This window comes from Paracoccus sp. IB05 (genome assembly GCF_016405985.1).
Taxonomy (GTDB): Bacteria; Pseudomonadota; Alphaproteobacteria; order Rhodobacterales; family Rhodobacteraceae; genus Pseudogemmobacter.
Genome location: NZ_JAEFCF010000043.1, coordinates 1 through 22,087 on the forward strand (window position 1 = coordinate 1; position 22,087 = coordinate 22,087).

The 22,087-nt window shown below is 63.4% G+C and carries 20 protein-coding genes, 2 tRNA genes and 3 pseudogenes; 7 read left to right on the forward strand and 18 right to left on the reverse strand.

Going from position 1 to position 22,087, the window contains the following annotated elements; translation table 11 throughout:
• From JC607_RS21040 to JC607_RS21085, 10 genes and pseudogenes are all read right to left on the reverse strand, one after another.
• A pseudogene (locus JC607_RS21040) lies at positions 1–932 on the reverse strand (tyrosine-type recombinase/integrase); the annotation flags it as partial.
• A 319-nt stretch (positions 933–1,251) separates the two neighbouring features.
• Positions 1,252–2,808, reverse strand: a complete 1,557-nt coding sequence (guaA, locus tag JC607_RS21045) for a glutamine-hydrolyzing GMP synthase (protein WP_198838788.1) — start codon at positions 2,806–2,808, stop codon at positions 1,252–1,254.
• A gap of 62 nt (positions 2,809–2,870) precedes the next feature.
• Positions 2,871–3,947, reverse strand: coding sequence for a 2'-deoxycytidine 5'-triphosphate deaminase (locus JC607_RS21050; RefSeq protein WP_198838789.1), 1,077 nt, complete (start codon positions 3,945–3,947; stop codon positions 2,871–2,873).
• A gap of 115 nt (positions 3,948–4,062) precedes the next feature.
• Positions 4,063–4,141 (reverse strand) — tRNA-Pro (locus JC607_RS21055).
• 113 nt (positions 4,142–4,254) lie between these two features.
• Positions 4,255–5,367 (reverse strand): MerR family transcriptional regulator, encoded by a 1,113-nt coding sequence (locus tag JC607_RS21060; RefSeq protein ID WP_198838790.1) that lies wholly within the window; start codon positions 5,365–5,367, stop codon positions 4,255–4,257.
• 136 nt (positions 5,368–5,503) lie between these two features.
• Complete coding sequence (gene ihfA, locus JC607_RS21065) at positions 5,504–5,806, reverse strand: integration host factor subunit alpha (RefSeq protein WP_092896980.1); 303 nt, start codon at positions 5,804–5,806, stop codon at positions 5,504–5,506.
• Between the two features lie 119 nt (positions 5,807–5,925).
• Positions 5,926–6,897 (reverse strand): beta-ketoacyl-ACP synthase III, encoded by a 972-nt coding sequence (locus JC607_RS21070; protein WP_198838791.1) that lies wholly within the window; start codon positions 6,895–6,897, stop codon positions 5,926–5,928.
• Entirely contained in the window at positions 6,894–8,060 is a 1,167-nt protein-coding gene (gene plsX / locus JC607_RS21075; protein WP_198838792.1) for a phosphate acyltransferase PlsX, read from the reverse strand. The genes JC607_RS21070 and plsX overlap by 4 nt, the downstream gene beginning before the upstream one ends.
• A gap of 27 nt (positions 8,061–8,087) precedes the next feature.
• Positions 8,088–8,294, reverse strand: coding sequence for a 50S ribosomal protein L32 (gene rpmF, locus JC607_RS21080; RefSeq protein WP_092896987.1), 207 nt, complete (start codon positions 8,292–8,294; stop codon positions 8,088–8,090).
• 286 nt (positions 8,295–8,580) lie between these two features.
• The gene (locus JC607_RS21085) at positions 8,581–9,183 is read right to left on the reverse strand and encodes a DUF177 domain-containing protein (RefSeq protein WP_198838793.1); all 603 of its coding nucleotides are present in this window, start codon (positions 9,181–9,183) and stop codon (positions 8,581–8,583) included.
• A gap of 271 nt (positions 9,184–9,454) precedes the next feature.
• Between JC607_RS21085 and JC607_RS21090 the strand changes: the two genes are divergently transcribed.
• Positions 9,455–9,913, forward strand: a complete 459-nt coding sequence (locus tag JC607_RS21090) for an outer membrane protein assembly factor BamE (RefSeq protein WP_233093067.1) — start codon at positions 9,455–9,457, stop codon at positions 9,911–9,913.
• A gap of 82 nt (positions 9,914–9,995) precedes the next feature.
• Here the strand turns inward: JC607_RS21090 and msrB are convergent, their stop codons facing one another.
• Positions 9,996–10,394, reverse strand: a complete 399-nt coding sequence (gene msrB, locus JC607_RS21095; RefSeq protein ID WP_198838794.1) for a peptide-methionine (R)-S-oxide reductase MsrB — start codon at positions 10,392–10,394, stop codon at positions 9,996–9,998.
• Between the two features lie 56 nt (positions 10,395–10,450).
• Here msrB and JC607_RS21100 point away from each other — a divergent pair, with 56 nt between their 5' ends.
• Positions 10,451–11,203 carry an ornithine-acyl-ACP acyltransferase gene (locus tag JC607_RS21100; protein ID WP_198838795.1) on the forward strand — a complete coding sequence of 251 codons (753 nt, stop codon included), beginning with the start codon at positions 10,451–10,453 and terminating at the stop codon, positions 11,201–11,203.
• Positions 11,204–11,218: 15 nt separating this feature from the next.
• On the opposite strand, the gene JC607_RS21105 is transcribed toward JC607_RS21100, so the two are convergent.
• Genes JC607_RS21105 through JC607_RS21115 form a run of 3 tightly spaced genes read right to left on the reverse strand, consistent with a single transcriptional unit; the run spans position 11,219 to position 13,491 of the window.
• Positions 11,219–12,202: a methyltetrahydrofolate cobalamin methyltransferase gene (locus JC607_RS21105; RefSeq protein WP_092896998.1), complete on the reverse strand. Its 984-nt coding sequence runs from the start codon at positions 12,200–12,202 to the stop codon at positions 11,219–11,221.
• 25 nt (positions 12,203–12,227) lie between these two features.
• Positions 12,228–13,142: a methylenetetrahydrofolate reductase gene (locus JC607_RS21110; protein WP_198838796.1), complete on the reverse strand. Its 915-nt coding sequence runs from the start codon at positions 13,140–13,142 to the stop codon at positions 12,228–12,230.
• A gap of 34 nt (positions 13,143–13,176) precedes the next feature.
• A complete protein-coding gene (locus tag JC607_RS21115) occupies positions 13,177–13,491 on the reverse strand; it encodes a virulence factor (protein ID WP_092897005.1) in 315 nt (104 codons plus the stop codon).
• Positions 13,492–13,741: 250 nt separating this feature from the next.
• Between JC607_RS21115 and JC607_RS21120 the strand changes: the two genes are divergently transcribed.
• The 5 genes and pseudogenes from JC607_RS21120 to JC607_RS21140 all read left to right on the forward strand — a co-directional run bounded on the left by JC607_RS21120 (position 13,742) and on the right by JC607_RS21140 (position 18,165).
• Complete coding sequence (locus JC607_RS21120) at positions 13,742–14,875, forward strand: Ppx/GppA phosphatase family protein (protein ID WP_198838797.1); 1,134 nt, start codon at positions 13,742–13,744, stop codon at positions 14,873–14,875.
• Between the two features lie 26 nt (positions 14,876–14,901).
• Positions 14,902–15,648 (forward strand): RlmE family RNA methyltransferase, encoded by a 747-nt coding sequence (locus JC607_RS21125; protein ID WP_198838798.1) that lies wholly within the window; start codon positions 14,902–14,904, stop codon positions 15,646–15,648.
• Positions 15,649–16,057: 409 nt separating this feature from the next.
• Positions 16,058–16,141 (forward strand) — tRNA-Leu (locus JC607_RS21130).
• A 558-nt stretch (positions 16,142–16,699) separates the two neighbouring features.
• Positions 16,700–16,993: pseudogene (locus tag JC607_RS26190) on the forward strand (tyrosine-type recombinase/integrase); the annotation flags it as partial.
• Between the two features lie 189 nt (positions 16,994–17,182).
• A pseudogene (locus JC607_RS21140) lies at positions 17,183–18,165 on the forward strand (IS5 family transposase).
• 431 nt (positions 18,166–18,596) lie between these two features.
• Here JC607_RS21140 and lexA read toward each other — a convergent pair.
• From lexA to trpC, 4 genes are all read right to left on the reverse strand, one after another.
• Positions 18,597–19,328 carry a transcriptional repressor LexA gene (gene lexA, locus JC607_RS21145; RefSeq protein WP_198838799.1) on the reverse strand — a complete coding sequence of 244 codons (732 nt, stop codon included), beginning with the start codon at positions 19,326–19,328 and terminating at the stop codon, positions 18,597–18,599.
• A gap of 171 nt (positions 19,329–19,499) precedes the next feature.
• Entirely contained in the window at positions 19,500–20,663 is a 1,164-nt protein-coding gene (locus JC607_RS21150; RefSeq protein WP_198838823.1) for a molybdopterin molybdotransferase MoeA, read from the reverse strand.
• Positions 20,664–20,737: 74 nt separating this feature from the next.
• The gene (moaC, locus tag JC607_RS21155) at positions 20,738–21,256 is read right to left on the reverse strand and encodes a cyclic pyranopterin monophosphate synthase MoaC (protein ID WP_198838800.1); all 519 of its coding nucleotides are present in this window, start codon (positions 21,254–21,256) and stop codon (positions 20,738–20,740) included.
• Positions 21,257–21,264: 8 nt separating this feature from the next.
• On the reverse strand, positions 21,265–22,086 hold the full coding sequence (gene trpC / locus JC607_RS21160) for an indole-3-glycerol phosphate synthase TrpC (RefSeq protein ID WP_198838801.1): 822 nt from the start codon (positions 22,084–22,086) through the stop codon (positions 21,265–21,267).
• Position 22,087 lies beyond the last annotated feature (1 nt).

Consider the following 22,087-nt stretch of genomic DNA (forward strand, 5'->3'; position numbering starts at 1 on the left):
AGAGGGCCGCCTAACATGAGCACCTGACCGGAACAGAACCGGGACAGGTCCAATCTGGAGTTGCCGGCACAGGTCTTGAGCGCGACGAGGATGTCGATCGCCTGCTCAGGCAAATAAACGTTGTGCGCCTTGGATCGCTTCATCCGCTCTTTCGGAATCGACCACACCGCATTCTCGAAATCGACTTCATCCCAGGTCGCATCCTGCAATTCGCTCTTGCGGACCATGGTGAGCAGGAACAGCCTCATTCCGAGCCGGATGGTCGGCAACGTGGCCACATGCTCAAGCTGGCCCAGCATGACCCTGATTTCAGCAGGCGATAGCGAACGGTCCTTGGGAACGAAGGTTGCGATCGAGGCAGGCCCGACCTCATCGGCCGGGTTCGCCACCTTCTCCCCGTGCAGGATCGCGAAGGAATAAACGAGCTTCACGATGTCCCGAACGTGGACCGCCGTGGCCGGGGCTCCACGCCCCTTCACCTTCGCGCACATCGCCCGGAGATCCTCGGGGCTGATTTCAGTCAGCAGCCGATTCCGAAATGTTGGAAGAATGTTCCGCTCGTAGATCGTGCGACGCATCGCGCGAGTGCTGTCGGCCATCCGGTGCTCTTGCAACCAGCGCTCGCCAAACTCGCCGAAGCTCTTTGCTTCTTTAATGCGGCGCTTTTCGCGCTGCTTCTCCTGGGCGGGCGACCGCCCTTCCAGAATGGCGCGCTGCGCGTCGATCAACTGCTCCCGCGCACGCGCCAGAGACAGGTGGGCAGCTCCATATCGGCCGAGGGTCAAGGTCTCGCGCCGGCCATTCATGCGGTAGTCGTACCGGAACACGATCGCTCCCGATGGCTGCACTACGACGTACATACCGTCACGGTCAGCGACCTTTTACAATTTATCTTTTGGTTTCAGGGCCTTGATACCCGCGTCAGTCAGCATTGGACCCTCCGAAATCGTTCAAAAAACGCGAGAGAGCCATCAAATATACCGTCAACCCAAAACGGGCCTATCTGAGCGGGAAATTTCCTTTTATTCCCAATGGAATAAGGTCAAAAAAAATACCGTCACAAGCTCTCTAGGCCGTGACGGTATATTCGTTTTGCCGATGCGACAAGAGTCGCCATACCGTCAGCTATACCGTCGATCCCGAGGCTTACCCCGCGATAGACGGCGATAGACGATGACAGATTTATTGTGTTATTTCAGAGAGTTATGGAGGGTTCTGGCGTGTTATCGACGGCGTTCCGATGGGTCAAAATCATTCCAGCTCGATGGTGCCCGGCGGTTTCGAGGTCAGGTCGTAGAACACCCGATTGACGCCTTTCACCTCATTGATGATCCGCGTCATGGTTTCGCCGAGGAATTCATGGGTGAAGGGGTAAGTGTCGGCGGTCATGCCGTCTACGCTCGTCACCGCGCGGATCGAGACCGCGAAATCATAGGTGCGCCCGTCGCCCATCACGCCGACGGTTTTCATCGGCAGGATCGCCGCGAAAGCCTGCCAGATTTCGTCATAGAGCCCGTGTTTGCGGATCTGGTCGATATAGACCGCATCGGCCTCGCGCAGGATGGCGAGTTTCTCACGGGTGATCTCGCCGGGGCAGCGGATTGCGAGGCCCGGGCCGGGGAAGGGGTGACGCCCGATGAAGGATGCTGGCAGGCCAAGTTCACGGCCAAGGGCACGGACCTCGTCCTTGAACAGCTCGCGCAGCGGCTCCACCAGTTTCAGGCCCATCTTTTCCGGCAGGCCGCCGACATTATGGTGCGATTTGATCGTGACCGAAGGTCCGCCGCTGAAGGAGACGGATTCGATCACATCGGGATAAAGCGTTCCCTGGGCGAGGAATTCGGCGCCTTCGATCTGGTTCGCGTATTTCTGGAAGACATCGATGAACAGCCTGCCGATGGTCTTGCGTTTGACTTCCGGGTCCGAGACGCCTTCGAGGGCACCGAGGAAGAGATCCGATTCATCGGCCGCGATCAGTTTGATCTTGTAATTGTCGCGGAACATTTTGACGACTTCCGCCGCCTCGTTCTTCCGGAGAAGCCCGTGATCGACAAAGACGCAGGTCAGCTGGTCGCCAATGGCCTCATGGATCAGGATGGCGGCGACAGAGCTGTCAACGCCGCCCGACAACCCGCAGATCACCTGTTTGTCGCCGACCTGTTCGCGGATTTTCGCGATGGCTTCCTCGCGGTAGCCGGCCATGGTCCAGTCGCCGCTAAAGCCCGCCAGCCGCACGAAATTCTCGTAAAGCTTGGCGCCCTTCGGGGTGTGATGCACTTCGGGATGGAACTGCACGGCAAAGAAGCGGCGCGAGGGGTCGGCGGTGATCGCAAAAGGCGCATTTGGCGAGGTGCCATAGACCTCAAAGCCCGGAGCGATCTGTGAAACATGGTCGCCATGGCTCATCCAGACCTGCTCGTCACCGGCCTGGAACCAGCCGTCGAGGATCTCGAGATCGGCGCCTTTGCGGGTCACAAAGGCACGGCCGAATTCGGCGGTGCCATGACCCGATTCCACCAGCCCGCCCAGCTGCTGCATCATGGTTTGCTGGCCGTAGCAGATGCCAAGAACCGGCACGCCGGCGGTCCACAGGCTTTCCGGCGCGCGGGGGCTGCCCTCACGGGTGACCGAATCCGGCCCGCCCGACAGGATCACGGCCTGGGGCGCGAATTCTGCCAGAAAAGCGTCTGAGACGCGCTGATAGGGGTGGATTTCGCAATAGACATTCAGCTCGCGCAGGCGCCGCGCGATCAGCTGGGTGACTTGCGAACCGAAATCGATGATGAGGAGGCGTTGGGGCTGGGTCATGGTTTTGCCATAGGTCCGGGGCTGGAGAATCGCAAGCGGGGAATGGGGGCAGGGTGGTCTTGCTACCGGAACTGTTTCGCCAGTTTCAGGCCCTGGCCCTGGTAGTTCGATTTCAGATCGGCACCGTAGATCCGACCGGGCGGCGACGACATCCGTTCATAGACCAGCCGCCCCACCACCTGGCCATGTTCCAGAACAAAGGGGGCCTCGTGGCAACGTACCTCCAGCACCCCCCGCGAGCCATGGCCCCCGGCGGCGTCATGGCCGAAGCCGGGGTCGAAAAAGCCCGCATAATGCACGCGGAATTCGCCCACCATCGCCAGGTAGGGCGCCATTTCGGCGGCATGATCGGGCGGGATCGTCACGGCCTCGCGCGAGACGAGGATATAAAACGCGCCAGGGTCAAGGATGATACTGCCGTCTTCGCTATGGACCTCTTCCCAGAAATCGCGTGCCGGGTAATGGGCGATGCGGTCAAGGTCGATCACCCCGGTATGGGGCTTGGCGCGGTAACCGGCCAGGGTGCCCTCGGTCGGGCGCAGATCGACGGAAAAGCCGAGGCCTTCGGAAATAACCGGGGTGCCATCGACCAGCGGCACCTCCCGGTGCAGCTTTGCAAGATCGGCATCCGAGAGCCGCGCTTCGCCCGCACGAAAGCGGATCTGGTTCAGGCGCTGGCCCTCGCGCACAAGGACCGAGAAAGAGCGCGGGCAGACCTCGGCATAAAGCGGGCCGCTGTAAGCTTCGGGGATCCGGTCAAATTCGGAGCCGCCATCGGTGATGGTGCGGGTCAGCAGATCCAGCCGCCCGGTCGAGCTTTTGGCATTGGCGACCGCGGTGATTCCTTTGGGCAAAGCGAGGCTTTCGGCCAGTTCGATCAGATAGACGCAGCCTTTCTCCAGCACGGCGCCTTCGCTCAGATCGATGCGATGCATCGCAAATTCTTCAAGCCGCGCGCTGACGCGGCGGTCGCGGCCGGCGAGGAACGAGGCCCGCACCCGCCAGGCATACCGCCCGAGCCGCAGGTCAAGGCTCGCGGGTTGCACCTGGGCATCAAGGATCGGGCTGGTGGCCAGGATGGCGCGCGATTCTATCAGGCTGCGAATTGCGTGATCGGGCAGGACGCCGCTCTTTGCCATGCTGTGCTTCCTTTCGTCCGATCCGTTGCCGTCCGGTTTTTGTCCGAAACTCTCGCTCCGGGATGCCGCAAATGAAAACCGCCCGCGCTGCGAAAGCAGGCGGGCGGTTTTTCGATGGTCGGGCCGGTGAGATTCGAACTCACGACCTCCCGCCCCCCAGACGGACGCGCTAAACCAGGCTGCGCTACGGCCCGACACTGGCGCCTGAATAACGATTTCCCACGCAGGTTCAAGCACAAAGCAGCGCCGTCCTCGTCGATTTTCATCCCGGCTCTTTCGCGGGCTTTGATCCCGTGCAGGGCAGGGCTCAGCCGCTGTGCTTTTGCGCTTCGGAAAGCCTCTGGCGGAGCGCGGCGATCCGCCGTGAAAGGGCGCGAAGGGAATCATTGCGCGCAGACAGGCTGCCCGGCGGCAGCGCCCGAAGCCTTGCGGCGAGTGTCTGCGGACGGAAGGCGGGTGTTTCGTTGGCTGCCGCGGGCTCTGGCTCGGCTGCGCCGGGGCTATCCGTGTCATCGGCTGCATCCGCGCTCTGTTCTGCCACATGATCCGGCTCCGCAACGGTCACGCGGTCCGTTTCGGGAAGCGGGAAGGCAGTGATGCTTGCCGTTTCTGCGGCGAGGTCATCTTCGGGGCCGATATCAAAGGCGAAAGGCGCCTCTTCATGATCGGCCAGATCCGCATCCGCCGCGGCCACGGCAGGGAAATGATCGCCGGGCTGCGCAGACAGACTATCGGAATTGTGATCCTGCGCCTCGTCCTCTTCTGCCTCTTCCACAACGGTCATCACCAGGGTTTCGCCCGGATCATGGGCCGGTTCAAAGCCCGGGAACATCGACTGACGCGGATCGAAGGCAGACAAGGGAGGCTCTTTCTCGGGCGGTTCTGTGGCTTGCGGTATGGTTTCCGGGGCGGATTCCCGGGACGGCTCGCCGGGGAAGGCGATGACGGTTCCGGTGGTCTCGCCTGCGGAGAAATCACCTGCGTCAGAATCAGGCCTGTCATTGCGCGCCTGTGCGTCATGCACTTCGCTCTCGAGCGCTTCGATACTGGCCTCATTGGCCTCGCGCGGCGTCAGCCTGGTCACCTCGGCGCCGCGCCGGGTCGTTTTGACCGACATCGCCGAGATCAGCGCCTCTTCCTCGGCGCTGGTGTCATCGGTCAGACCGGCGACATGGCGTACCCCCTGTTCGCGCAGGATCTTCTGCACGCCGCGGATCGTCATTCCCTCTTCATGCAAAAGCCGCCGGATCCCGGCCAGAAGCGCCAGATCCGAAGGGCGGTAATAGCGCCGCCCGCCCGCCCGTTTCACCGGGCGAATCTGCGGGAACCGCGTTTCCCAGAAGCGCAGCACATGGGCCGGGGTCTCCAGCACCTCGGCGACTTCCGAGATGGTCCGGAAGGCGTCGGGAGATTTGTCCATCGGACGCTCCTGCCTCATCATGGCCGCAGCGTCTGAACCGCTCCGGCCGCTTTGCATATTCTCTGACTTTGCCGGCCGGGACTGCGGCGGGCGTCAGCCGGTCTGCGGGTCACATTGCAGCACCGGCCATCGGGCTTCAGCTGCCGGAGCCAGCCGCCACGCGGTCCTTCATCAGATGCGAGGGACGGAAGGTCAGCACCCGGCGGGGCGAGATCGGAACCTCGTCGCCGGTCTTCGGGTTGCGGCCGACCCGCGCCGTTTTCGCCCGCACCGAGAAGGTGCCGAAAGACGAAATCTTGACGGTCTCGCCGGCAACCAGCGCGTCAGAGACATGCTGCAGCACGGTTTCAACCAGGTCGGCAGATTCGTTGCGGCTCAGCCCGACTTCGCGGAACACCGCTTCGGTCAGATCCATCCGCGTAAGCGTTTTCTCACTCATGTCTCAAGGTCCCCCCCGGGATTGACCTCGCAAGGATGGCGAGTCCGGAATTGCTTTGTCAATATCAAAGACTTGTGCCGCAGGCTTCAGGCCGCGTTTCCGGCGAAAACCGGCTGGAATTACCAGCGCAGAACGACCGAACCCCAGGCGAGACCGCCACCGATTGCCTCGGCGACCAGCAGGTCGCCCTGTTTGATCTGGCCACGCGCATGGCCGACCGACATGGCGAGGGGAATCGATGCGGCCGAGGTATTGCCGTGATCCTGCACGGTGACGACCACCCGCTCCATCGGAACCTTCATCCGTTTCGCGGTCGATTCGATGATGCGGATATTGGCCTGATGCGGCACGATCCAGTCGACATCGTCGCCCGTCAGCCCCAGCTTGTCGAGCGAGGCATGCGCGGTCTCGGCCAGTTTCTCGACAGCATGGCGGAAGACTTCCTTGCCTTCCATCCGCAGATGCCCGGTGGTGCCGGTCGAGGTGCCGCCATCGACGTAGAGCAGATCGCGGAAGCGCCCGTCGGAATTCAGATCGGTGGCGAGGATGCCGCGATCTGCGTTGTCACCCTGGCCCTCGACCGCCTCAAGAACCAGCGCGCCGGCGCCGTCGCCGAACAGCACACAGGTGCCGCGATCGGTCCAGTCCATCAGCCGCGAGAAGGTCTCGGCCCCGATCACCAGCGCGCGTTTCGCCTGGCCCGACACGATCAGCGCATTGGCATTTGAGAGCGCGAAGACGAAACCAGCGCAGACCGCCTGCACGTCAAAGGCGAATCCCTTTGTCATGCCAAGCCGGCCTTGCACCATGGTCGCAACCGACGGGAAGGTCAGGTCAGGGGTCGAGGTGGCGACGATAATCGCGTCAATATCATCGGCGGTCAGTCCGGCCTGGGCCAAAGCGGCCTCGGCCGCCTTGCAGGCCAGATCCGAGGTCATCTGACCTTCGGCTGCGAAATGGCGGCGCTCGATCCCCGAGCGCGAGCGAATCCATTCGTCAGAGGTCTCGACCAGTTTTTCGAATTCGGAATTCGGAACAACCCGCTCGGGCAGGTAATGCCCTACGCCCCTGACGACTGCACGCAAAGTCATACGGATGAACCGCCCTCTTTCGCGGGACCGGTTCCGGGTGTACCGGCAGGTCCCTCCATGGACCCCTCTGGCCCCGTTTCCTCAGACGCGCCATCCTGACGCGCCGTTTCGATAGATGCAAGCCGGGCCGCGATCCGTTCGGTCAGCCCGCTGAGCGCGAGACGCCGCGCCAGCCCGATGGCCGCCGAAATGCCGGTCGCATCGGATCCGCCATGCGATTTGACCACGGTGCCTTTCAGCCCGAGGAAGACCCCGCCATTTACGCGGCGCGGGTCGATATTCTTCTGGAACCGCTTCAGCGAGCGCATCGCCAGCAGTGCCGCGATTTTGGCGAAGAACCCGGCGGTAAAGGCTTCGCGCAGGCGCTCGACCACCAGTTTCGCGGTGCCTTCGCCGGTTTTCAGCGCGACATTGCCGGTAAACCCATCGGTCACGATCACGTCAGCGCGTGCGCCGGGGATCTCATTGCCTTCGACAAAGCCGACATGGGTAAAGCCGCCCGAAGCCGCATGGGCGGCAAGGATCTCATTGGCTTCTTTCAGCTCGGCCCGGCCCTTGTGGTCCTCGGTGCCGACATTCAGCAAACCGACACGCGGGCGCTGGATCGAGAGACCAAGCGAGGCATAGGCCGACCCCATCACCGCATATTGCAAAAGATCCGAGGGCTCTGCCTTCACATCGGCGCCGACATCCAGCATCACGTTAAAGCCGCCGGGATTGCGCGAGGGCCAGAGGCAGGCAATCGCGGGGCGGTTGATCCCCGGCAGCTTGCGCAGCCGGATCATCGACACCGCCATCAGTGCGCCGGTATTGCCGCAAGAGACCGCAGCGCCCGCCTCGCCATTTCTGACACAGTCAATCGCCGCCCACATCGAGGTGTTCTGGCCATGGCGCATCACCTGGGCGGGCTTGTCCTCCATCGTAACCACGTCGGTCGCGTGACGCAGTTCGACCCGGCCTGCGAGGACCGGGGTCTTTGCAACCAGGGCAGAGAGCTGCGCCTCGTCGCCATGAAGGATGACGAAGAGATCAGGATGCCGGGCGATGGAATCAGCAAGGCCGGCGACAAAAACCGCCGGGCCCTGGTCACCACCCATAGCATCCGCAGATATGATGACGCGGGCAGCAGTGCCGGCAGGCGAGGTGTCTTTCACGCTCTTCATGCTGGAGTGCCGCTGCCCTGGGCAGGCTTATGCTGCGTCTTCGTCGATATCGACTTCGCGCGCCACAGCCACGACTTCTTTCGAATCGTAATGGCCGCAGGACGGGCAGACATGGTGCGGGCGCTTCAGTTCGCCGCAGTTGTTGCATTCGTTCGGATTCGCGGCAACCAGCGCGTCATGAGCGCGGCGCATGTTGCGGCGGGATTTGGTAACTCGGTTCTGAGGGACGGCCATGTCACAACCTCGGGGCTTGGCTAGCGGGGACAAGCCCCTGATTTCTATAGGGCCTTCTGTTGCCAGCGGGCCTGCTTTTCCTTGTGATACAACGCTGGCCGGACCATGCCCTCAGGGTCACAAGGACCATTTGGACAATAGAAAACCATTGCTGTTTCACAGCTTGAATGAGGCGCGGAAAATACTCGCTTTCGGCGGAGGTTCAACCCCTATTCCGCTGCGATCCTGACCTTAGCCCGATATGTGCGCCCTGGAGCCGGTCACGATGGTCTGTATCGACCTGCGATCACGATTCCGGTGCACCATCGGGCTTGTCGCCTTTTTTCAGGAGACCCGCAAGCCCGGCAAAAGGTTTCAGGGCCTCCTGCGTCAGCGGCGTCTCTCCGGGGGGCGCAATGACCGTCTCGCCGAGCTCTGCGCCTTCGGCGCGCGGCCAGGGCGGCAGCGCCAGCGCCAGCGCCTCGCGGGCGACATCGGCAATGTCGAGCATTTCGGGAAGCGGCTCTTCGCTGTCGCCTTCGGGGATCTCGAATTCCTCGGCCTCAGGCGGCGTCCAGTCCGACAGGAAGCTGCGCCTGACCTCTTCGTCGATCCGGGCGGGGACGGGGGCAAGGGTGACGACACAGGACTGGGTCACATCGGCTTCCATTCTGGCGACCAGACGGAAATCAGCGCGGCCTTCCGGCAGAATCTCGCCGACAAAGGTAAAGCGGTCGATTCGCGGCAGATCGAGGCTCCGGGCGAGTTCGGCCCGCCCCGCCGCATCCGGGCGCCAGCGAAAGCGCGTGGGCTTGCGATGCGAAAGCGTGGCCGCGCGCAGAATCGGCGCGGCGCTGTCGCGGCCTTCGGCGGCTGCGGGGGCGGGCGGATTGGGGGTCTTGGCTGCCATGAGTGTCACTTTGCCTGAATTTGCTGCGGTCTTATGCCCTTCCTCAGGGCGCGGTCTTCGGATCAGATCTTCCCGGGCCTTGTCGCGGCACGGATCGCGGGCCGGTACCCCGAACCGGCATGCCCGGGCCCGGTCCTGCTGAGGTCGGAGAGTGCTGCCTTGAACAAAGGGCGATCCTTCTGCTATCTCAGGGCGCAAGAGGGTATTGCCGGCCGGGACGGGCGGTTATCGACCTTATCGCAGAGAATTCGGGCAGAGCAACGGGGCAGGAATGGCAGGCAGGACTGGAATGGCGCTGCGTATGGCGGCCCTGGGGCTTCTGCTCATGGTCGCGGCCTGTGCGAAAGTCTATCGCAATCACGGCTATGTTCCCGATGATACCGAACTGGCAAAGGTCGAGGTCGGCGTCGATACCCGCGACACGGTGGCGACAAAAATCGGCCGGCCCTCGGCCCAGGGTCTGCTGAACGACCTGGGCTGGTTCTATGTGCAGAGCCGGTTCGAACATTACGGCCCGAAAGAGCCGACAGAGATCGAACGCCAGGTCGTCGCGATCAATTTCTCGGAAAACGGCACGGTGCAGAATATCGGTCGCTACGGGCTTGAAGATGGCCGCGTGATCGAACTGTCGCGCCGTGTGACGGAAACGAATATCAAGGGCGTGAGCCTGATCGGCCAGCTTCTGGGCAATGTGGGCCGTATTCAGGCCGGCGACCTCGTCCGGAACTGATCTGATGCATTAAAGAAAAACGGCGCCGGTCTGCCCGGCGCCGTTTTTTATTTGCCTGTCAGTCGTCCTGGCCGTTGTCCTGTCAGTCGTCCTGGCGGTCGAATTCAAGCGCCACACCGTTGATGCAATAGCGCAATCCGCCCCGCTCCGGCGGACCATCGGGGAAGACATGCCCCAGATGCGCATCGCAGCGTGCGCAATGGACCTCGGTACGGACCATGCCATGTGTGGTGTCGCGCGAGCCCCCGATGCTTTCATCGGCAACCGGTGCGGTAAAGGCGGGCCAGCCGCAGCCCGAATCGTAGCGCTCCTCTGAGGTGAACAGCGGCGCGCCGCAACAGATGCAGGTATAGACGCCGTCGCCTTCCGGTGTCTCGTCATGGGTAAAGGCGCGCTCTGTTGCATGGCGGCGGGTGACCTCATATGCGAGATCCGAGAGCTGCGCGCGCCAGTCCTGATCTGATTTGACGATCTTGCTCATATCGCTCTCCCTGAGATGATGGGTGTCTGAGCACGAATCTAGGGCGCGGGATGGGAATGTCGAGGGGTGAGGCTACGATCATTGCGCCACAAATGGCCCGCATCACGCGCGGCGGGATGCGGGCGCGGCTGGCAGACGGTGCCGGTGATACCGACGCGGTGATGGCGCTGAGGCACCAGGCCTGGCCTTCGGATGGTGCCGATCCTCTGGATGCGGTCGCGGGGCAGCTGATGATCGAGGGCAGGGACGGGCGGCTTCTTGCGACATTGCGGGTGGGGCTGGTGCCGGCTGTGGCGCTGGCGGGCAGCTATTCGGCGCGGTACTATGATCTTGCACCCCTGGCGGCGGGGAGCGGCCTCTGGCTGGAGCCGGGCCGCTTTGCCGCAGCCCCTGGCGCGGGCTGGGAGGCGCTGCGGATGTGCTGGGCGGCGCTGGCGCGGATCGCGCTGGAGGCGGGGGTGCGGGGTCTCTTTGGCTGCGCCTCGTTTCCGGGCGCTGACTGGCAGCCTCATCGCGAGGCGCTGGCGCTGCTGGCCGCGCAGCCTGTGCCGCCCGGCGCCCTGCGCCCGGGGCCGCGCGCGCCAGAGCGGGTGACCTATCCGGCCCTGGCCGGTGTGGTCAGCGACCACAAAGCGGCGCTGGCGGGGATGCCGCCCTTGCTGCGCTTTTATCTCTCGCTTGGCGGCCAGGTGTCGGATCATGCGGTGGTGGACCGCCAGCTCGACACGCTGCATGTCTTCACCTGCGTCGAGACCGACAGAATACCAAAGGCGCGCAGAGAGTCCCTGCGCGCCCTGGCGATGGATTGACGGGGTTTGACCTGATCAGCCGCGCGCGCGGCGCCCGCCACGACGGCCACCGGCCGCACTTGTCGCAGCCGCAGCCGAGGCCTCCGAAAAGGTCTGGCCGCCTTCAACCGCCTCGATCACCTTCGAGAAGCGGATCCATTCGCCGCCATTCGCATCATGGTTCATCAGGAAATTGGCGGCGCGGATTGCCTCCATTTCCTGCTGGCGGACCGGGTTCATGATCGCGCTGGTCATGCCGGCGCAGATCGCCATCGGCAGGAAGGCGCCGTTGATGCCATGACGATGCGGCAGGCCGAAGGAGATATTCGAGGCGCCGCAGGTGGTGTTGACGCCCAGCTCGTCGCGCAACCGGCGCACCAGCGTGAAGACCTGCTGCCCGGCAGAGCCCATGGCGCCAACCGGCATCACCAGCGGGTCAACCACGATATCATGCGCCGGAATGCCGAAATCGGCGGCACGTTCCACGATCTTCTTCGCGACGGCAAAACGCACATCGGGATCGGGCGAGATGCCGGTATCATCGTTGGAAATCGCCACAACCGGCACATTGTATTTCTTGACCAGCGGCAGCACGAGTTCCAGCCGCTCCTCTTCCCCGGTGACCGAGTTCAGGAGCGGGCGGCCCTCGCAGGCCATAAGCCCGGCCTCAAGCGCGCCCGGGACCGAGCTGTCGATGCAAAGCGGCACATCGACCGTCTGCTGCACGATCTCGATCAGCTGTTTCATCAAGGGCGGCTCGACGAAGTTATTGTCGGCATAGCGCGGGTCTTTCGCCATCATATTGGTGAAGACAGCGCCTGAATTGATATCGAGCACGGTTGCGCCACAGGCGACCTGTTCCAGAGCATCCCGGATGACGGTGTCGAAATTCCCCGCCTCAAGCTCGGCTGCGAGCTTTTTACGCCCCGTCGGGTTGATCCGCTCGCCAATGACGCAAAAGGGCTCATCGAAACCGATGATCACGGTTTTCGTTTTAGATTCAATGACGGTACGGGTCATTCCTGATCCTGTTGATTAAGCATGTTCAGGCAGCGCGAGCGGGTTTTCCGGCGAGGCCGCCATTGGCGGTGACCCATTCCGCATTGGTCTTGATGCCGCCGAGCGGGAAGAAATGCACCTGCTCGATCGCGAAACCGGGATTGGCGGCCTTATGGGCGGCAAGCGCGGCAAGCACATCGGTCGGCTCATAGGGCAGCAGCAGCTTGGTCACATCCAGCGCGCGTTTTTGCAGCACTTTCAAAGACGGGCCAACGCCGCAGGCAATGGCGAATTTGATCAGGGTCTGCAGCTTTGCCGGCCCCGCGATGCCGATATGGACGGGCAGGGACACGCCTTCCTGTTGCAGCCGGTTGACCCAGGCAATCACCGGTTCCGCGTCGAAACAGAACTGCGTGGCCATCGCCATTTTCGCATCCGTCCGCTCGGCAAAGGCTGATTTCCAGCGCGCCGCCTCCATCACCGCACGATCCGAGCCATCGGCGTCGATATCCTTGTTGCCCTCGGGATGGCCCGCGACATGGAGGCGCTCGAACCCGTCAAAGGCACCCGATTCCAGCATCTGCATCGAGGAGTGGAAATCGCCATACGGTTTTGCGACCCCACCCGCGAGCATCAGCCCCTGGCGAACGCCGACATCTTTGTAGCGCGAGATCCAGTCGACCAGCACCGCCTTATCCCTGATGATGCGGGCCGGGAAATGCGGCATCACCGTATAGCCTTCTTCGCCGATCCGCTTTGCGGTGGCGACCATTTCCTCTATCGGCGTGCCTTCGATATGGGCGATATAGACGCGGGTTCCTTCGGGCAGCAGCGCGCGGAAATCCGGGATCTTCTCGGCGGTGCGCGGCATGACCTCGATGGAATAGCCTTTCAGAAAGGTTTCCAGAGCGCCGCCCGATGTCGCGGGAGCGGCGGGTTTGCGGAAGGAAAACAGGGCCATCAGTCGCTCCTTTAACGTCAGTTGCATTCAGGGATCAGCCCGCGGTCGGGGGCGTGGCCCAGCCATCATTGGCAATCAGCGCTTTGATCCGGTCGGTGTCGTATTCGGCCTCAAGACGGGCGGCGGCATCGCGGGCAATGTCATCGGGATCGCCTTCGGCCTCGCCTTCGACGGCCTTGCGCCACTCTGCGAGATAGGCGTCAGAGTCCCGCGCGCCGATCTTCATCGCGCAGCGGTCGATTGCCTGTTCAAACCGCTCGGGCAGCTGCACTTTTGATCCGCGCCTGCCCTTGCCGACGATGACCTGGGCGGGAATGTCTCGCCAGCGAACGATGGTGATTTCCGGCATTGCTGCGATTCCCCCCTCAAGCCTCTCCGTCTTTGTGTAGACGTCGCAAACCAGCCACCATAGTCGGTTTTCGACATGGCGACGCCTTGCAGCGACAGCGGGCACAAGCCTGTCCGGCGCGCCGAATCTCTGCGCGCCGCCGGCGCCACACTCTCCTGGCCGCCACCCTGCCATGCCGCGCCCCGTGATGAAACCTTGTCATACCAGGGCCGCGCTATTACATTCGTCTCAACCACATATGGAGGGCGGTATGACGCCCGAGCGTCCCCAAGGGGCGGACGCGGCACCAGTCAGGGTCGAGCCAGAGCAATCCGGCTCCCTCCCGGGTGTTTCGTCACCCCGCGAAGGCCGGGGGTCAGCGCTTTATGCTGCGCTGGATCTTGGCACGAATTCGTGCCGCATGCTGATCGCCCAGCCATCGGGCGCGCAGTTTGCGGTGACGGACAGTTTTTCCAAAACCGTGCAGCTTGGCGCGGGGTTGGAAGCATCGGGGCGGCTCAGCCGGACCTCGATGGCGCGCACCATCCAGGCGCTGCGCATCTGTCAGAAAAAGATCGAGAAGCATGGCGTGACCAGAATGCGTCTGGTCGCGACCGAAGCCTGCAGGCGGGCGAGGAATGCCCGCGAATTCATCCGCCAGGTGCGGCGCGAAACCGGCATGAGCCTCGAGATCATCTCGGCCGAGGAAGAGGCGCGGCTGGCCGTCGTCTCCTGCGCGCCCTTGGTCAGTGCAAAGACCGAACAGCTGCTGGTGGTCGATATCGGCGGCGGATCGACGGAACTCGTCTGGATCGACCTCTCCGCCGTTCCGCCCGAGGATCGCGCCAAATCGATCATGCGCCTCAGGACCGGGTTCAACCAGACCTCCGATCTGCCCCAGGCGCGGGTGGTGGACTGGATTTCGGTCAAGCTCGGTGTGGCGACGCTGAAGGAACAATTCCAGGATGTCGAGGATGACGCCGCGCGTTTCGCGCTGATGTCCTGGTTTTTCGAGGAGAACCTCGCCTCCTTCAGCCCCTATCACGCGCAGTCGAAACGTGACGGTTTTCAGATCATCGGCACCTCGGGCACGGTGACCACGGTTGCGGCCTCCTGGCTGGGGCTCAAACGCTATGACCGCGCCAAGGTTGACGGGCTCGAGATGACCACGACCCAGATCGACAGGGTGATCCGCGATTATCTGGCGCTTGGCCCCGAGGGGCGCCGCTCAGATCCGCGGATCGGGCGCGACCGCCATACGCTGATCATGTCGGGGGCTGCGATTTTGCAGGCCCTGATGCGGATCTGGCCCACTGAGCGGCTGTCGGTTGCGGATCGCGGTCTGCGCGAGGGCCTGCTATATGCCCAGATGAGCGCCGATGGCGTACTGGACGAGGCGCCGTGAGGGCGCCGTAAGAGAAGGGCCACAGGATGTCGAAACCGCCAGAGGGCAAGAACACGTCGGGCCGTGGTGCGCGCGATCTGCGCGTCAAGGTCAAGACCGCCAAGGGGCGCAAGCTTTCCTCGACGCTCTGGCTGGAGCGGCAGCTGAACGACCCCTATGTCGTCCGCGCCAAACGCGACGGCTTTCGCGGGCGGGCGGCCTATAAAATCATGGAGCTTGATGACCGCTACGGCTTTCTGAAGCCCGGCGCCCGGGTGGTCGATCTGGGCTGCGCGCCGGGCGGCTGGTGCCAGGTGGCGGTGCCGCGCGTCAATTCGCTGGGCGAGAACCTGAAAAAGCCGCAAGGTTATGTGCTGGGCGTCGATCTTCAGGAAGTGGAGCCGATCCCGGGGGCCGAGATCCACCAGCTCGATTTCCTCGAAGACGGCGCCGATGACCAGGTCAAGGCCTGGCTGGGCGGGCGTGCCGATGTGGTGATGTCGGATATGGCGGCGGCGGCCTCGGGCCATAAGGGCACCGACCACCTGCGGATCATCGCGCTGATCGAGGCGGCGCTGGCCTTCGCCTATGACGTGCTGGATGATGGCGGCACATTCGTTGCCAAAGTGCTGGCCGGCGGCGCCGAGAATCAGATGCAGGCCGAGCTGAAGCGCAACTTCACCAAAGTCGCCAATGTGAAACCGCCTTCAAGCCGCAAGGATTCCTCGGAAAAATTCGTGATCGCCATGGGCTTTCGCGGACGGAACCGCGAGGAGAACCCGGACGGGGAATGACCTGTCCGGTCGACGGGACATAGCAAGGACCAGAAACCGGTCCGGAACTGCTGATACCGTGAGGGCAGGTGTCAGTCGACGCGCGCGCGGGGCAGGGGCGGTCTGCCGGAACCTGCCCCCGGCTCTCACGGCTGTTTGCTCCTTGTGATGCCGCCTTTGGCGCGGTCGCTCCGGTAAAGCCGCGACCCGCTGAACGCCGTCCCGTCGCTTTTCATCCACGCCCGAGGGGCGAACATAGCCCGGATCCCAGGGTTGCGCCTCCAGGACCCTTGACGCCCGCCCCGCATTGACGCCATAAGCGCGGCAGCGGGCGAAGCGCCCCGGGTGTAACGGCCCGGAGCTCAGTCCGCGAAACGGTGCCCTCCGGCCGGATCCTGATCCTGCCGCTGCCATGCGGGTTCCGTGCGTTGCGGGTGTGGCGGAATGGTAGACGCGACAGACTCAAACTCTGTTTCCGCAAGGAGTGTCGGTTCGAGTCCGACCATCCGTACCAGCAATTTCCCGGGATTTCCGGATATGCAGTAAAATAAGGGAAATTTGCGCTCTCAGTGGGTAAGATTTCCGCTGTGGGGTTGCCAATCTGACCAGTTTTGCCCTTCATATTGCGCACGAATTACGCACGTGCGTAGAAGGTGGTCATGGCAACATTCCGAAAGCTCCCCTCGGGTGCCGTCAGGGCAGAGGTTCATTGCAAAGGCAAGCGGTCATCAAAGACATTGCCGACTAAGCAGGCTGCCAAGGAATGGGCAGCGCGGCAGGAGTGCTCTATCGCCGAATCTACTGCGGCGCCGGTCGATCATGGCACCTTTGGTGATATCCCCAAACGATATGCGAATGAGGTTTCTCCACCCAGGCGCGGCGAGCGTTGGGAGATACTCAAGATCAGAAATTTCCGGAGCGATCCGGTTTCCGCACATCATATGCCGGATCTTACGCCTGAGAGTTTTGCCAGCTGGCGCGATAAGCGACTGTACGAGGTTCAGCCCGCCACGGTCAGCCATGAGATGCAGCTCATGTCCGCCATCCTGAATTTGCCCGGAAGGAATGGGGCATGTTTTCGGACAATCCGCTTTCCGATCTGCGTAAGCCAAAGAAGCCCCGGCCGAGGAATAGGTTGCCGTCGGCTGATGAGCCGGAACGGCTGGCTTACGCCGCGGGTGGTGATCTCTCCACCGCTACCTCCCGCGCGTTCCATGCCTTTAGATTTGCGATCCAGACTGCGATGCGCGCGGGCGGGATTGTTGGATTGACATGGGACAGGGGCGATCTGCGGCGGCGCGTTGCCAGGCTCGATCAGACGAAGAATGGCCGATCCCGCGAGCTACCTCTCTCCTCGGAGGCGGTACGGCTGCCGGAGGCGTTGCCAAAATCAGACCCCGTGTTCAATCTGACAAGCGCCCAGGTCGGCGCATTGTGGCGTAAGATGCGCGACAAGGCGCAGGCTGTGGGGCTGAATTTTCACGCCAGCCGGACGTTATTGCATTTATCGGTGCGATGGATTCACGTTGTGAAACCCGAGTGTCAGCATTGCTGCATGCGGCAACCTCGCCCTCCCCGCTGCCGCACGACGAACTGGCCTGCCTGTAACGCCGCCCTGCGCCGCCGCGGTTCGCTCTCGATCTGGGTCGACCCGACGATGGCCTGGCATGCATCGAAGACCGGGAAGCGCGGTCATCCGGAAACGTTCTCCGAAAGCGCAATTCAGACCTGCCTGACGTTGAAATTTCTGTTCGGCCCGCCACTGCGGCAAACGGTCGGGCTGGTCGCCAGCCTGATCGGGATAGCTGGACTGGCGGGTTCCGGACCATTCCACGCTCTGTCGGCGTCAGGCCAGACTTGCGGTGCAGATCCCCTGCCGCCGCCCGGACGGGCCGGTGATACTTCTCATCGACCGCACCGGCATCAGGTTCCCTGGCGTGAGGAGGAACCGTGGCTGCAGTGCAGCCGCGTAAGTCAGACGCAAAGCGGTGCCTGGCGCGCAAGCATGGTGCATCCCGCCGCAGGCAATGGCGCAAGGTCCATATCGACATGGACGCGCAGACCGGTGATGCTCGGGCCGTCGAATTCACGCCGAGCCGGCAGGGCGACAGCCCGGTGTTGCCAGATCTGCTGGCGCAGCTTCCCGAAGATGAAGAGATCGGCGCGGTCACGGCGGATGGGGCCTGTGAACCAGACGCTGCCATGGCGCGACTGGCGAGCGCGGGGCCGAAGCGCGTATACCCATCCGGCGGAACGGTCGCGCCTGGAGCGAGGATTGCCCGGCTGCCCGCGTCCGCAACGACATCCTGCATGGGACGCGGCGCCTGGGACGGGCCAACTGGAAGCGTTCAGCCGGCTACCACGTCTGAAATCGGGTCGAAGCACGCATGAATTGCCTCAGGGCCTTCGGCGAGCCCATCGCCTCACGCGACCCCGATCGGCAGATCGCAGAAATCCAAAGCAGAAATCCAGATCCGCATCGCCATCATGAACAGATACAACGCCCCCGGCACCGCCGAGATCATAGTCGTCGGCTGAACGAAAAGCGGAAAAGGGGCATATCGGTCCGCAGCCGACTGGCCCAACAACGCCCTTTGCCTCTATCATCGCCATTGCCGGGCGCGGCGGAGAACCTTCAGGGTTTCCGGCAGCGGCCATACCGCCCGTCGCACCATATACGGAACGGGGAGGAACCCGGCCATATGCGGGCGAATTCCTGCAGGAAAATGATCCGCGAACGCACGATGTAAGGCCCGTCATTTCGCAGTTGTGATCCCCTCATCCGCCGGATCACAACAAAACGCCAGCCCGCACCTTTCCGGATTGCCCGATCCCCAGGCAGGATCACATCCGCTCAGAAAGCCCGGGCATATTTCGCCCGATGCCTCGCTCATCATGCGATCCTGCGCCTCACCCCGATGCCCATAACGGTAATTTCGGGAACATGGCGCGTATCGCGGAGGCAGCTCTCAGTAGCTGCGGATCAGCCCGACCAGCCGCCCCTGAACCCGGACCAGGTGATCCGGGATTACCCGGGTTTCATAGGCCGGATTGGCAGCCTCCAGCGCGATCATATTGCCGCGGCGGCGATAACGTTTCAGGGTCGCTTCCTGGTCCTCGACCAGCGCCACCACGATATCGCCATTCTCGGCGGTTCCCTGTTCGCGGATCACCACGATATCGCCATCGTTGATCCCGGCCTCGACCATGGAATCGCCTTTGACCTCAAGCGCATAGTGATTGCCACGCCCCGAAAGCATCGACCCCGGAACCGCGATGTGATGCGAGACTTCGGCGATGGCCTCGATCGGCACACCGGCAGCGATCCGGCCCATGACCGGCAGTTCCAGCGCATGAACCGCTGAAACCGGCAGCGCATTTGCGGGCTGCGCGACGCGGTCGCCGTCGATCACGCGGGGCGAGAAGCCGGGCGCTGTGGCGGTGACATCCCCTGCAGGCGCGGATGCGACAGAACGTTTCTCAAGCGCTTCGGGGAGGCGGATGATTTCCAGGGCACGTGCGCGATGCGCGAGCCGGCGGATGAAGCCGCGTTCCTCAAGCGCTGTGATCAGCCGGTGGATTCCCGATTTCGAGCGCAGATCCAGCGCCTCCTTCATCTCGTCAAAGGAGGGCGGGACGCCATCGCGGTCCAGCCGGTCCCGGATGAAATTCAGAAGCTCGAGCTGTTTGCGCGTCAGCATATCTTTCTCCGCCAGAGATCCGGGTTGCCCTGAATGACTGCGGCGTATGCCACGACACATATCACAAGGCGTTGATGTAATGTTCTGACGATGTTCTCTGTTTGTGTCAAGCCCCGTGCCGGTTTGAGCCGGTACCGCAATCGTGGATTGTGGCGGCTTTATCGCAGCCGCTCAGATCGGGATATAGCGGACGGGGTAGCCTGCATGACGCGCGCCGTCGCCGACCGGGCGCAGTAAAAGCGCGTTCGAGGCGCTGAGCACGGTCAGCAGCGCGCTGTCCTGGCGGTCAAAGGCGGTGATCCTGCCGTCCTCGACACGGGCGCGCATGTAATGGGCGCGCGGGCCATTTGCGGGCAGGTCCTGGGCGAGTTCGGCCGTCCGGAAATGCGGCCCCGGCGTGGGGTCGCCCTGCATATGGCGCAAAAGCGGGCGCAGGAAGAGCTCGGCACAGATCAGCGCCGAGACCGGATTGCCCGGCAGCCCCAGCATCGCCGCGCTGAACAGCCGCCCCGCCATCAGCGGTTTGCCGGGGCGCAGCGCGATCTTCCAGAACCCCGCCTCCATCCCGAGGCTTTTGGCCACCGGGGCCACCAGGTCGTGATCGCCCACTGACGCACCGCCCGAAGTCACGATCACATCTGCATCCTGCGCGAGGGTGAAGACCGCGCTCAGATCGGCCTCGGTGTCGCGGGCAATGGGAAGGAAACGGGCAATCGCGCCTTCCTCTTCGGCTATCGCTTTGATCGCAAAGGAATTCGAGGCGATGATCTGATCGGGGCGGGGGGTGTCTCCGGGCATGACCAGCTCGTCTCCGGTCGAGATCACCGCGACGACCGGGCGGCGGCGCATCGTGACGCTGGCGACATTCATCGAGGCGATCAGTGCCAGGTCGGCGGCGCGCAGCCGGCGCGGCCCGATCTCGGATCCGATGCGGAAATCCTGGCCGCGCGGGCGGATATTGGCGCCGGAATCGCGATCGGTGATGGTGATGCGGTCGCCCTCGCGGCGTATATTCTCCTGGATCACCACGCGCGAGGCGCCATCCGGGACCGGGGCGCCGGTGAAGATCCGCACCGCCTGGCCCTCGCCGATCACGTCGGTAAAGGCATGACCTGCGCCTGCCTCGCCGATCACGCGAAAGCTCTCGCCCGGGGCGGGGGTTCCGGAAAGCGCATAGCCATCCATTGCCGAGGCATCAAAGGGCGGCTGGTCGCGACTTGCGATCACCGGCGCGGCAAGCCAGCGGCCGGCGGCGTCGCGGAGCGGCACCTCTTCGGTCTCCAGTTCTGGTGCAAGGGCAAAGAGCCGCGCCATAGCCTCTTCGACGGGCATCAGCGGGCCGGGGTTTTTCGGGCCGGGCCCAGTATCGGTGGGCCCGGTATCCGTGGCGCCAGTATCGGTGGGGCTGTTCATAACCCGGCCTCGAAACTGCCGGATTTGCCGCCTTCTTTGCGCAAAAGCCGGATGCCTTCGATCCGCATTCCCTTTTCCGCCGCCTTGAGCATGTCATAGACCGTCAGCGCCGCCACAGAAACGGCGGTCAGTGCCTCCATCTCGACGCCGGTCTGGCCGGTGGTGCGGACGGTCGCGGTGATATGGACGCCGCCCTGGCCTGCATCCGGGGTCAGCTCCAGCGCGACCTTGGTCACCGGCAGAGGGTGGCAGAGCGGGATCAGATCGGCGGTGCGTTTCGCCCCCATGATCCCGGCAAGCCGCGCCGTTCCAAGCACATCCCCCTTGGCCGCGCGGCCTTCGGTCACAAGCGCCAGCGTCGCGGGCGCCATCATCACCCAGCCCTCGGCCAGAGCAAGGCGCGAGGTCACGGGCTTGTCGGAGACATCGACCATATGGGCATGGCCCTGATCGTCAAAATGGCTGAGCGGCGAGGGGGGGGCGGTGGGCGTTTCAGCGGGCGTTCGGTTGGTCATGGCGCCTCTCAGAGCGGCATTCCGCCCTGGGCGGTCAGCGGGCGGGAAAGGATTTCGCGGGTGGCGGCGGCAACATCGTCCTGGCGCATCAGGCTTTCGCCGATCAGGAAGCAGCGCGCACCGTAACGGGCGAGATCGGCGAGATCTTCGGGCGTGTGGAGCCCGGATTCCGCGACGATCAGCCGATCCTCCGGCACCCGGCGCGCGAGGCGGCGAGTGGTGTCGAGGGTGACCTCGAACGTGTGGAGATTGCGGTTGTTGATGCCGATCAGCGGTGATTTCAGATGCTGGGCGCGGTCGAGTTCTTCCTCGTCATGCACCTCGATCAGCACATCCATTTTCCACTCAAACGCGGCCGCTTCCAGCTCCATCGCCTGTTCATTCGACAAGGACGCCATGATCAAGAGGATGCAATCGGCCTTGAGTGCGCGGGATTCAGCGATCTGCCAGGGGTCATAGATGAACTCCTTGCGCAGGCAGGGCAGTTTCACCGCATCATGCGCCTGCGTGAGGAAGTCGTCATCGCCCTGGAAAGACGGCGTGTCGGTCAGCACGGACAGGCAGGTGGCGCCGCCCTCTTCATAGGCGCGGGCAAGGGCGGGCGGATCGAAATCGGCGCGGATCAGGCCCTTTGACGGGCTGGCCTTCTTGATTTCGGCAATCAGCCCGTAGCCGCCACTGGCCGCCGATTGCAGCGCCGCCGCAAAGCCACGCGGGGCCGGAGCCTGGCGGGCGCTGTCCTCGACCTCGCTCTGGGAGCGCAGCGCTTTGCGGGCCGCGATCTCTTCGAGCTTATAGGCCCGGATGCGGTCGAGAACGGTCTTGGACATG

What these genes read in the sequence shown, in the direction of transcription:
- guaA (WP_198838788.1), bottom strand. Translation starts at nt 2,808, where the DNA reads ATGACCCAGCCCCAACGCCTCCTCATCATCGATTTCGGTTCGCAAGTC.
- JC607_RS21050 (WP_198838789.1), bottom strand. Translation starts at nt 3,947, where the DNA reads ATGGCAAAGAGCGGCGTCCTGCCCGATCACGCAATTCGCAGCCTGATA.
- JC607_RS21060 (WP_198838790.1), bottom strand. Translation starts at nt 5,367, where the DNA reads ATGGACAAATCTCCCGACGCCTTCCGGACCATCTCGGAAGTCGCCGAG.
- ihfA (WP_092896980.1), bottom strand. Translation starts at nt 5,806, where the DNA reads ATGAGTGAGAAAACGCTTACGCGGATGGATCTGACCGAAGCGGTGTTC.
- JC607_RS21070 (WP_198838791.1), bottom strand. Translation starts at nt 6,897, where the DNA reads ATGACTTTGCGTGCAGTCGTCAGGGGCGTAGGGCATTACCTGCCCGAG.
- plsX (WP_198838792.1), bottom strand. Translation starts at nt 8,060, where the DNA reads ATGAAGAGCGTGAAAGACACCTCGCCTGCCGGCACTGCTGCCCGCGTC.
- rpmF (WP_092896987.1), bottom strand. Translation starts at nt 8,294, where the DNA reads ATGGCCGTCCCTCAGAACCGAGTTACCAAATCCCGCCGCAACATGCGC.
- JC607_RS21085 (WP_198838793.1), bottom strand. Translation starts at nt 9,183, where the DNA reads ATGGCAGCCAAGACCCCCAATCCGCCCGCCCCCGCAGCCGCCGAAGGC.
- JC607_RS21090 (WP_233093067.1), top strand. Translation starts at nt 9,455, where the DNA reads ATGGCAGGCAGGACTGGAATGGCGCTGCGTATGGCGGCCCTGGGGCTT.
- msrB (WP_198838794.1), bottom strand. Translation starts at nt 10,394, where the DNA reads ATGAGCAAGATCGTCAAATCAGATCAGGACTGGCGCGCGCAGCTCTCG.
- JC607_RS21100 (WP_198838795.1), top strand. Translation starts at nt 10,451, where the DNA reads ATGTCGAGGGGTGAGGCTACGATCATTGCGCCACAAATGGCCCGCATC.
- JC607_RS21105 (WP_092896998.1), bottom strand. Translation starts at nt 12,202, where the DNA reads ATGACCCGTACCGTCATTGAATCTAAAACGAAAACCGTGATCATCGGT.
- JC607_RS21110 (WP_198838796.1), bottom strand. Translation starts at nt 13,142, where the DNA reads ATGGCCCTGTTTTCCTTCCGCAAACCCGCCGCTCCCGCGACATCGGGC.
- JC607_RS21115 (WP_092897005.1), bottom strand. Translation starts at nt 13,491, where the DNA reads ATGCCGGAAATCACCATCGTTCGCTGGCGAGACATTCCCGCCCAGGTC.
- JC607_RS21120 (WP_198838797.1), top strand. Translation starts at nt 13,742, where the DNA reads ATGACGCCCGAGCGTCCCCAAGGGGCGGACGCGGCACCAGTCAGGGTC.
- JC607_RS21125 (WP_198838798.1), top strand. Translation starts at nt 14,902, where the DNA reads ATGTCGAAACCGCCAGAGGGCAAGAACACGTCGGGCCGTGGTGCGCGC.
- lexA (WP_198838799.1), bottom strand. Translation starts at nt 19,328, where the DNA reads ATGCTGACGCGCAAACAGCTCGAGCTTCTGAATTTCATCCGGGACCGG.
- moaC (WP_198838800.1), bottom strand. Translation starts at nt 21,256, where the DNA reads ATGACCAACCGAACGCCCGCTGAAACGCCCACCGCCCCCCCCTCGCCG.
- trpC (WP_198838801.1), bottom strand. Translation starts at nt 22,086, where the DNA reads ATGTCCAAGACCGTTCTCGACCGCATCCGGGCCTATAAGCTCGAAGAG.